The organism is Delftia sp. JD2 (assembly GCF_001682645.1).
Classification (GTDB): Bacteria; Pseudomonadota; Gammaproteobacteria; order Burkholderiales; family Burkholderiaceae_C; genus Comamonas; species Comamonas acidovorans.
The window spans coordinates 40,763-48,737 of sequence record NZ_LFJT01000050.1 but is presented as its reverse complement, the minus strand read 5'-3'; the positions used below and the strand labels follow the sequence as shown (position 1 = coordinate 48,737).

Sequence of the window (7,975 nt, the reverse complement as noted above, 5' to 3'; positions counted from 1 at the left end):
GGCCCGACGCTCCACCATCTTCTGCCGTTGCCTATCCAGCCATAGGCGCCAGGCACGGCCTCCAGCATGAAGCCGAAGTCCTCGGCCGTCATGGCCGGCAGGATGTCGGCGTGGGTGCGGTCCTCGCCCACCGCCTCGCGCATCACCTCGGCCATGAAGCGGGCCTCGTGCGCGTGGTTGGTGGTGTTGGGATAGCCGGGCTTGAGAATGAATTCGGCGCGGCACAGATGGGCCGCTGCCACATGCTCGCTGATGCGCTGCATGCCTTCGATGAACATCTGCTGCGTCTCGGTCCTGAGGGCGCGCACCGTGCCGAAGATGCTGGCCTCGTCGGGAATGATGTTCTCCACCGTGCCGCTGGTGATCTTGCCCACGGTGAGCACGGCGCTGTCCAGCGGATCGGTGCTGCGCGACACCAGGCTCTGCAACTGGCCGACGATGGCGCAGGCCACGGGAATCGGGTCCAGCGTGGTGTGGGGCATGGCAGCGTGCCCGCCCTTGCCGTGCACGCGGATCTCGAAGCGCAGCGTGGAGGCCATGATGGGCCCCACGCGCACCGCCATCTCGCCGGCGGGCAGGGCAGGCCAGTTGTGCAGCGCGAACACGGCCTCGCAGGGGAAGCGGTCGAACAGGCCGTCCTCCATCATGGCCTTGGCGCCTGCGCCGCCTTCCTCGGCGGGCTGGAAGATCAGGTGCACCGATCCATCGAAATCCGGCTGCTGCGCCAGCAGCGTGGCCGCGCCCAGCAGCATGGTCGTGTGGCCGTCATGGCCGCAGGCATGCATGCAGCCCGGGTTCTGGCTGGCGTGGCCGAAGGCGTTGAGCTCCGTCACCGGCAGCGCATCCATGTCGGCCCGTATGCCGATGCTGCGGCCCGGGTTGGCGGCGCTGCGCCCCCGGCCGTGGATGCTTGCCACCACGCCGGTCCTGCCCAGCCCGCGGTGCACCTGCAGTCCCAGCGCCATCAGGTAGGCCGCCACCTTGTCGCCGGTGCGGTGCTCCTCGTAGCGCAACTCGGGGTTGGCATGCAGGTCGTGGCGGAACTTCAGCAGGGAGCCGAGGTGGGGGGTGATGTCGGGTGTGGATCGCATACAGGGGCCGCGGCGGCCTGCACGCCCAGCGGGTCCGCAGGCGGTCGCAGCAATTCAATGACAAGGCGGACATGATAGGTCCTGGGGTTTGCCTGCGGCGCCTGCCGGGGCGATAGGCCTTGTGCTGCCCAGGCTTTGCGCTACGTTCCTTGCGAGCAGCCCGCGCAATGCCCGGCTGCCCAGGGTGCCCGGGCGCTGGAGCAAGTGCAGGGGAATGGCGCCAGGACCGACAATCGCCCCCATCATGAAAAACACCATCCTGCCCCTGCAATTGTTCGTGCGCCCCGAGCATGACGATCCCCAGCCCCTGATCCTCTACCACGGCCGCCGCTGCCCGGACGGCTACGGCGCGGCGCTGGCGGCCTGGCTGTACTACGGCGGGCAGGCCGAATTCCGGGGCCTGGACCATGGCGAGATCCAGAAGGCCGACGACCTGGGCGAGCTGGCCGGCCGCGCCGTCTACGTGCTGGACTTCGCCTTCGAGCCCGAGCTCATGGCCGAGATCGAGTCGCGCGTTTCCAAGCTCGTGGTGCTGGACCACCACAAGAGCGCTGCCGAAAAGCTGAGCGGCTACCAGTGCCGCTGCGGCGTCGTGCACTTCGACATGAACAAGTCCGGCGCGCGCCTGGCCTGGGAGTTCTTCCAGGCCGACAAGCCCGTGCCCGGCCTGATCCGCTTCATCGAGGACCGCGACATCTGGAAGTGGGAATTCGCCGAGAGCGCGGGCTTTCTTGCGGCGCTGGACATGGAGCCGCGCAGCTTCGAGCGCTGGGCCGAGATCGCGGCCTTCACGCCCGAGCAGGAAGCCGCCTTCATGGCGCGCGGCGGCGCCATGGACGAAAAATTCCAGAAGCTGTGCGCCGACATTTCCGAGGCGGCCCAGCCCCTGGTCTTCAACGGCATGCAAGGGCTGATGGTCAACTGCCCCGGCATGTTCCACAGCCAGGTCGGCGACCTGCTGGCGCGCCAGAGCGGCAGCTTCGCGCTGATGTGGCATGCCAGCACCAAGGGCGTGAAGATCGGCCTGCGTTCGCGCTCGGAGTTCAACTGCATTCCGCTGGCCGAGAGCTTTGGCGGCGGTGGCCATGCCCAGGCCTGCGGCTTCAAGATGGGCAACGAACGCCTGGTGGAGCTGCTGTCTGGCGTGCTCAAGGCCGATGCCTCGGCCGACTACGCCTATGTGGCAGCGCCGCTGATGGAGCAGCCTGAAACGGGCGCGCCAGCCGAAGCTGTCTGATCCGGCCGGGCCGTCGCCGGCAGGCCCGCACAGGCCTGCCAGCCGGGCAGAGCGCACAGCGCGCGCCAGTGCTGCACATCGGCCACATGGCCCAGTTGCTGCCAGTCGGCCTCAAAGCGCAGCGGCTCGCCCGTCATCGGGTGCGCCAGCTCCAGCGCATGGGCGTGCAGCCACAGCCGCTGCAGGCCCAGCCGCTCGGCCCACCAGCGGTTCAGCGGTCCCTTGCCATGCGTGGCATCGCCAATGATGGGATGGGCCACATGCTTGAGATGGCGGCGTATCTGGTGGCGCCGGCCCGTGGCGGGCAGGGCCTCGACCAGTGAAATCCGCGTGGCCGCGTGGCGCGGGTCAAAGGCCTCGGGCCACTCCAGGCGCGCCAGGCAGCGCAGCGAAGTCTGGGCGGGCTGGGCTGGCGCGTCCTCGGGCGCATCGTCGGGCCTGAGCGCGTGGTCCACCTCCACCGCATCCGGCAGCCAGCCCCGCACCAGCGCCAGGTATTGCTTGCGCACTTCCTGCCCGGCAAAGGCCTGGCCCAGCCGCTGGGCGGCCTGGGCATGCAAGGCCATGACCAGCACGCCGCAGGTGCCCTTGTCCAGCCGGTGCGCGGGGTACACATGGCAGCCCAATTGGTCGCGCAGGGTCTGCAGCACAAAGCGCGTCTCGTGCGCGTCCAGTCCCGTGCGATGCACCAGCCAGCCTGCGGGCTTGTACACCGCCACCAGATGCTCGTCGCGCCAGAGGATGTGCAGCGGCGCGTCGTCGGGCTCTGGCGGCTGGGCCAGGGAGGGGATGGATGAAGGCTGGAACATGAGGGCGTGAGTGTAGGCGCTGTCCGCCCACCGCCAATGCAGACCCCCGTGCACTACCACTGCGCACTACCCCCGTGCAGGGCAACGCAGTGCTGCCTGCCATTGCACGACTGGCGGCTTCAGGGCGATGCAAGATCGCGCCTGGTTCCGCGCCGCCGCGTGAACCGGAGTTTCTGAACCCCTCTCAAACGCACCACACCACACCACACCGCATGGACCATCGCAGCACCGCTCCCATCCGCATCGCCATCGTCGGCCACGGCAACCTGGGCCGTGGCGTGGAGGCCGCCATTGCCCGCAACCCCGACATGGCGCTGGCCGGCATCTACACCCGCCGTGATCCGGCCCGGCTGTGTCCGCTGCAGCCCGGCACGCCCGTGCACGGCGTGGACAGCCTGCTGGCCCATCGCACCGGCATCGACGTGCTGGTGCTGTGCGGCGGCTCCAAGGACGACCTGCCGCAGCAGTCGCCCGCGCTGGCCGCGCATTTCAGCCTGGTGGACAGCTTCGACACCCATGCGCGCATTCCCGAGCATTTCGACCGGGTGGATGCCGCCGCCCGCGCGGCCGGCACCACGGCGCTGGTCTCGGCGGGATGGGACCCGGGCATGTTCTCCCTGCAACGCCTCATGGGCGAGGCCCTGCTGCCCGATGGCGCCACCTACACCTTCTGGGGCAAGGGCCTGAGCCAGGGGCACTCGGACGCCATCCGCCGCATTCCCGGCGTGGCCGGGGGCGTCCAGTACACCATTCCCGTGGACGAGGCCGTGCAGCGCGTGCGCAGTGGCGTGCGGCCCGAGCTGTCTGCGCGCGAGCGCCACCGGCGCGAGTGCTTTGTGGTGCTGGAGCAGGGGGCCGATGCCGATGGCGTGCGCCAGGCCATCACCGGCATGCCGCATTACTTTGACGAATACGACACCACGGTGCATTTCATCAGCGCCGAGGAACTTGCCCGTGACCATGCGGCCATGCCGCATGGCGGATTCGTCATCCGCAGCGGCCGCAGCTCACAGGGGCTGCACCACTCCATCGAATACCGCCTGCAGCTGGACAGCAATCCGGAATTCACGGCCAGCGTGCTCGTGGCCTATGCGCGCGCCGTGCACAGGCTGCAGCAGTCGGGGCAGACGGGCTGCAAGACCGTGTTTGACGTGGCGCCCGGCCTGCTGTCGCCCAGGAGTGCGCAGCAGCTGCGGGCCGAGCTGCTTTAGCCCTGGCCCACGCGGGCCGCGTCTTCCAGCCGGTCCACATCACGCAGCGGCTTGAACAGGGTCATCCAGCTGCCGACCACGCCCAGCGTGCACAGGCTGCCCACCACGGCAGCCGGCACGGCGCCCAGCCAGGCGGCGCTGGTGCCGGCGCGGAATTCGCCCAGTTCGTTGGACGAACCGATGAACAGCATGTTCACCGCGTTCACGCGCCCGCGCATGGAGTCGGGCGTGGAAAACTGCACCAGGGCCGAGCGGATGTACACGCTCACCATGTCGGCCGCGCCGGCCAGCATCAGGGCGGCCATGGACAGCCAGAACCAGTGCGACAGCGCAAACACCAGGTTGGCCACGCCGAAGATGGCCACGGCGGCGAACATCACGCGGCCCACATGGCGCTGGATGGGACGGGCCGACAGCCACAGGCCCATGGCCACCTCGCCCACGGTCATGGACGAGCGCAGCAGGCCCAGGCCTTCGGGGCCGACCTTGAGCACCTCGTGCGCATACACGGGCAGCAGGGCCACCACGCCGCCCAGCAGCACGGCGAACAGGTCCAGCGAAATCGTGCCCAGGATGATGGGGCGCGTGCGGATGAAATGGATGCCTTCGCCAAAGCGCTGCCACAGCGAGCCGCCCGCCGGCGCCATGGCCCCGGCAAAGCGCACGGGCACCGTGCCCAGCAGCAGCACGGCCAGCACCAGGGAGACGCCGCAGACCGCATAGGTCAGCACGGCGCCGCCCCAGGCGTAGAGCACTCCGCCCAGCACAGGCGCCGCAATGGCGGCCGTGCGCATCAGCATGCTGTTGGTGGCCAGCGCCTGGGCCAGCTGCTCGCGCGGCACGATCTGCGGCAGCAGGCTTTGCAGGGCCGGCCCCGTGAAGGCGCGGCTGCAGCCGAACAGCACCAGCACGGCATAGATCCAGTGCACATCGTGCGCGGCCGCGCCCTCGTGCCAGGACAGCCACAGCAGCAGCAGGGAGCACAGGGCAGCCACGGTCCAGCTGCCCGACAGCAGGCGCTTGCGGCTCATGCGGTCGCTGAGGTCGCCGGCCGGAATCAGCAGCGCCAGCATGGGCAGGAACTGGGCCAGTCCCACGTAGGCCAGGGACATGGGGTCGCGCGTCAGGTCATACACCTGCCAGGCCACGACCACCGCCTGCATCTGCTGGGCGAACATGGACAGCATGCGCGCCATGACGAAGGGAACGAAGGCGCTGCTGCGCAGGCCGGCAGCGGGGCTGTCGGCCGATGAGGGTGGAAGCGGGGAGGAGGGCAAGATCGGATATCCGTGGAGGAGCACGCGCAGTATCTGCGAAATGCCGGCGCCTTGCTGGCCGTTGTGCCCGCTCCACGCTGCCGACGAAGGCATGCGGTCTGCTCCCACAAACACCCGCGGCGCGGCGCGAGAATATGCCATCACGGGTCAGGCCAGAACCCCGCATCAGAGGAGCAACACACCATGTCCATGTTGTCCATGCAATACGCCGGCACCTTGATCGGGCGCGAGGCGGTCATCGACTTCCCCGACAGCAAGGCTGATGTGCGGTACACGCCGCAAGGCCAGATGGTCTGGCATGTGGTCGATTCCCTGGGCCATGTATCCGATGGCTGCGAACGGCTCAGCTACCTGCAGGTCAGCGACAGCCTGCACTTCCTCAACTGGATCGAGAAAACGGGCTTCACCGTCAGCCAGGTCATCGACACGGCCCAGGGCACGGTGCAGGCCTTCTGGTCGTTTGCCGACCCGGCCAGCGAGGGCGGCCACCGCTCGTCCATGTTCGTCGAAGGCCGTTTCCGCTTCCGTTGAGGCGCCCGCCTGCACGGCGCAGCCCGGCCGCGTGAAACATTGCGGCACCTGCGCGATCTGCCTGTTTTTTCAGCGCCTGCGGCAAACCCATGGCTGGCGCGGCAATACAGGGTTGTCCCGAAGCTTGTCCACAGGCAGGCCCACAGTCGCTGGGCATAACCGTCACGCTGCGGTCATTTTCGTCATGCAGCGGAAACGCTCCTGGAATGTGGGTGTGCACTATCGTTGCATTCAAGAATTGGCGGGTTCCTGGAATTCCGGTTCATTGCCTGAGGCGACGCCGGCCGCGCGCAGATCCAGGTTTGCCGCCGTGAAACATCCCTTCCGCCCAATCCCGTCCGCAGAGCCCCCGGCTATGCTGGCTGCATGACCTGGCTGTTTCTTGCATTGCATCTGCTGCTCATTGCAGGCTTTGGCCTGCGCATCCTGCTGCGCGACGATGTGCGGCCCGACGTGCGCATGGGCTGGCTCACCGTCATCGTGCTGCTCCCCTATGCGAGCTGCGCGCTGTACTACCTGTTTGGCGAGGTGACGCTGCGCCGCCGAGGCCGGGCCCGGTACCGCAAGGTGCAGGACTTTGCGCCCGGCGCCCCGGTCACGGGCAGCGGCGTGCCGGTGGCGGGCATCGCGCCGCAATGGCAGGCGGCCTTTGGCTATGCGGCGTCCATCAACCGCTTTCCCGTGCAGCCGGGTCACGCCGCGCGGCTCATGGCCGATGGTGCCCAGGCCCGCGCCCGCATGCTGGCCGACATGGAGGCCGCCCGTCACGAGATCAACGTGCTCTACTACATCTGGCTGGCCGATGACACGGGAACGGCCGTGGCCCAGGCGCTGGTGCGCGCGGCCCGGCGTGGCGTGGTCTGCCGCGCCATGGTGGACGGGCTGGGCTCGCGCGCGCTGCTGCGCTCCGACCTCTGGCAGCAGATGGCGCAGGCCGGTGTGCAACTGGCCGTGGCCCTGCCGGCCAGCCACCCGTTCAGGGTGATGTTCACCAGCCGGCTGGACCTGCGCAACCACCGCAAGATCACCGTGATCGATGGTGCCATCACCTATTGCGGCAGCCAGAACTGCGCGGACGAGGCCTTCGCCGTCAAGGCCCGCTACGCGCCCTGGGTCGATATCATGCTGCGCCTGCAAGGCCCGGTGGTGGCGCAGATGCAGCAGGTCTTTGCCAGCGACTGGGCGCAGGCGCGCAGCGCAGACCATGGACTGTCCATGCCCCTGGCCGCCCAACCCGAAGCGGGGCCGGCCGACATGCCCGCCGAAGGCTTTGCCGCCGTCGTCATTGCCGAAGGCCCGGCCGAGCGGCCGCGCTCCACCTCGCAGCTGGTGTCCACCCTGCTGGCCAGTGCACGGCGCGAAGTGGTGATCTCCACGCCCTATTTCATCCCCGATGCCACGGTGCTGGAGGCCCTGTGCGCCGCCGCCTGGCGCGGCGTGCAGGTCACGCTCATCCTGCCGGCGCGCAACGATTCCTGGATCGTGGGCGCGGCCAGCCGCAGCACCTACCGCTACCTGCTGCGGGCCGGCGTCATCCTCCATGAATTCCGCCCCGGCCTGCTGCATGCCAAGACCCTGTGCGTGGACGGGCAGGTGGCCCTCGTGGGCTCCACCAACCTGGACCTGCGCAGCTTCGACCTGAACTTCGAGAACAACGTGCTGCTGCAGGACGAGGCCGTGACCCGCGCCATCCGCCAGCGCCAGGGCGAGTACATCCGCCAGTCCGACCGCATCACGGCCGCCCAGGTCCACGCCTGGCACTGGGGCCGCCGCATCTGGAACAACCTGCTGGCGATGCTGAGCCCGGTGCTTTGAGCCG

Annotated in this window: 7 protein-coding genes; 4 read left to right on the top strand and 3 right to left on the bottom strand. The window is 68.8% G+C overall.

The features are described from left to right. On the bottom strand, positions 1 to 1,091 hold a 1,091-nt coding region (locus tag ACM14_RS22750; protein WP_065347371.1), incomplete at its 3' end, for a M20 aminoacylase family protein. Positions 1,092 to 1,335: 244 nt separating this feature from the next. Here ACM14_RS22750 and ACM14_RS22745 point away from each other — a divergent pair. After that, complete coding sequence (locus ACM14_RS22745; protein ID WP_043823772.1) at positions 1,336 to 2,328, top strand: DHH family phosphoesterase; 993 nt, start codon at positions 1,336 to 1,338, stop codon at positions 2,326 to 2,328. Here ACM14_RS22745 and ACM14_RS22740 read toward each other — a convergent pair. Further along, complete coding sequence (locus ACM14_RS22740; RefSeq protein ID WP_065347370.1) at positions 2,268 to 3,137, bottom strand: pseudouridine synthase; 870 nt, start codon at positions 3,135 to 3,137, stop codon at positions 2,268 to 2,270. The genes ACM14_RS22745 and ACM14_RS22740 overlap by 61 nt on opposite strands. 212 nt (positions 3,138 to 3,349) lie before the next feature. Between ACM14_RS22740 and ACM14_RS22735 the strand changes: the two genes are divergently transcribed. Further along, entirely contained in the window at positions 3,350 to 4,348 is a 999-nt protein-coding gene (locus ACM14_RS22735) for a diaminopimelate dehydrogenase (RefSeq protein ID WP_065347369.1), read from the top strand. On the opposite strand, the gene ACM14_RS22730 is transcribed toward ACM14_RS22735, so the two are convergent. Next, complete coding sequence (locus ACM14_RS22730; RefSeq protein WP_013803397.1) at positions 4,345 to 5,718, bottom strand: MFS transporter; 1,374 nt, start codon at positions 5,716 to 5,718, stop codon at positions 4,345 to 4,347. The two genes, ACM14_RS22735 and ACM14_RS22730, sit on opposite strands and share 4 nt — an antisense overlap. Before the next feature lie 90 nt (positions 5,719 to 5,808). Here ACM14_RS22730 and ACM14_RS22725 point away from each other — a divergent pair, with 90 nt between their 5' ends. Beyond that, entirely contained in the window at positions 5,809 to 6,156 is a 348-nt protein-coding gene (locus tag ACM14_RS22725; protein WP_012204400.1) for a hypothetical protein, read from the top strand. A gap of 366 nt (positions 6,157 to 6,522) precedes the next feature. Continuing rightward, positions 6,523 to 7,971 (top strand): cardiolipin synthase, encoded by a 1,449-nt coding sequence (gene cls, locus ACM14_RS22720; RefSeq protein WP_065347368.1) that lies wholly within the window; start codon positions 6,523 to 6,525, stop codon positions 7,969 to 7,971. The last annotated feature ends 4 nt before the right edge of the window (positions 7,972 to 7,975 follow it).

Bases quoted from the DNA above. Each gene is read 5' to 3' on its own strand.
- ACM14_RS22740 (WP_065347370.1), bottom strand. From the start codon at position 3,137: ATGTTCCAGCCTTCATCCATCCCCTCCCTGGCCCAGCCGCCAGAGCCC.
- ACM14_RS22745 (WP_043823772.1), top strand. From the start codon at position 1,336: ATGAAAAACACCATCCTGCCCCTGCAATTGTTCGTGCGCCCCGAGCAT.
- ACM14_RS22735 (WP_065347369.1), top strand. From the start codon at position 3,350: ATGGACCATCGCAGCACCGCTCCCATCCGCATCGCCATCGTCGGCCAC.
- ACM14_RS22730 (WP_013803397.1), bottom strand. From the start codon at position 5,718: ATGCCTTCGTCGGCAGCGTGGAGCGGGCACAACGGCCAGCAAGGCGCC.
- cls (WP_065347368.1), top strand. From the start codon at position 6,523: ATGACCTGGCTGTTTCTTGCATTGCATCTGCTGCTCATTGCAGGCTTT.
- ACM14_RS22725 (WP_012204400.1), top strand. From the start codon at position 5,809: ATGTCCATGTTGTCCATGCAATACGCCGGCACCTTGATCGGGCGCGAG.